Annotated in this window: 2 protein-coding genes; both read right to left on the bottom strand. The window is 48.6% G+C overall.

Features of this window, described 5'->3' with window-relative positions; all coding sequences use genetic code 11:
* Positions 1-1142, bottom strand: a 1142-nt coding sequence (gene ltrA, locus CIL02_RS00590; RefSeq protein WP_094398551.1) for a group II intron reverse transcriptase/maturase, incomplete at its 3' end; no start/stop codon positions are given.
* Between the two features lie 71 nt (positions 1143-1213).
* Positions 1214-1472, bottom strand: a 259-nt coding sequence (locus CIL02_RS16505; RefSeq protein ID WP_206073450.1) for a hypothetical protein, incomplete at its 5' end; no start/stop codon positions are given.

Here is a 1472-nt window from a genome sequence, read left to right as displayed (position 1 = left end):
TATTTCCTGCGTATCCAATAGGCAAGCACCATGTTCAAGTGGTTCATCACTTTGACAAACTCGGTCTTGCCAAACTTGTTATAGTAATTGTACCAACCTCGGACTTGGCTCTCAATCTCTATCCCCACCTGCTGGAGTTTCCAGTCAAGATGCGAATGCAGTTTCCACTCCTTCATCTTCTCATGCAGTTTCTTCACCGATTTCTCACTGATGGCGGGGAGAAAGCTCGTGAAGCACTGACACTGCTTTCGATTCCATGACTTGCGGCATTGGAAAGTATAGCCGAGAAAGTCGAAGGAAGCTTCATAGCCTTCAACCTTCTTTCGGGTTGATGTGGGGCATTGCACTATCTTGGTCTTCTCCGCATTGAGTTTCAAGCAGCATTGTTCAAAGCGGCAGGTCAGAACTTCTTTCAGATATTCCGCCTGCGCCTTGCTTACACAATGACATATCGTATCATCGGCATAACGTTCAAATGGTATATTCGGGTAGTGGATGCGCATCCACTTGTCAAACGTGTAGTGGAGAAACAGATTGGCAAGAACCGGACCTATGACCGAGCCTTGAGGCACTCCCATAGTACGTTCTATCGTTTCTCCCTTTGACGTGCGGTAAGGGACTTTGAGCCACCTGCGGATATAAAGCAACACCCATTTCTCACGCACGTGACACTCAACCGCCTTCATCAGCAGGTCGTGGTCAATGGTGTCGAAGAACTTGGAAATGTCCATATCCAGTACCCAACCGAATTTGAAACATCGCTCACGTGCCTTGGCTATAGCATCGGAAGCGGAGCGGTTTGGACGATAACCATACGAGTCTTGGTCAAAGCAGGGTTCTATGGACGGCTCTATGAACAATACCGCTGCCTGCTGGGCTATACGGTCTTCTACCGTAGGTATGCCCAAGGGACGCTTGCCGCCACCAGGCTTCGGTATCTCCACAAGCCGAACGGCATTCGGCATGTAGGAACCCGAACTCATTCGGTTCCACAGCTTGTAGAGGCGGTTGCCCAAGTCTTTCTCATAATCTTCAATGCTGACCGAGTCAACGCCTGCACTGCCTTTGTTTTCCTTTACCTTAAGGTAAGCCTTGTAGATTAACGTCTTGTCTATCACAAATGGTTTTGCTTCTTTCATCATATCCTCCTCTTTGTTTAAGAGTTGTATAATTCTAGTTGCTTGAGTGTGTCACCCCCTTCGCTCCATGCCCATTACAGACACTTCAGCACTACTACGGGGCAATCCGCCACAGAAGAGGACTTCGGTACGTTTCTGCCTTGTTCGTCACTTTCGGCATTTCCCTTGACATTCCGTCTTCTGCTTCCCACGTTCCGCCAACAAGCCTGTATCACTGTCCTGCCACCTCTATGCCGCATGCCGCAATGCCATAAACAGGTTATTGCATTGCTTGTCGCCAGAACTGTCCGACACTGACTTTTGACATGGCTTGAATCATGATTAACGACACCT

Origin of the sequence: Prevotella sp. P3-122 (genome assembly GCF_002251365.1) — a bacterium.
Lineage (GTDB): Bacteria > Bacteroidota > Bacteroidia > Bacteroidales > Bacteroidaceae > Prevotella.
Note: the sequence above shows the minus strand (reverse complement) of the source record. Positions and strands in the feature narration are given on the sequence as shown.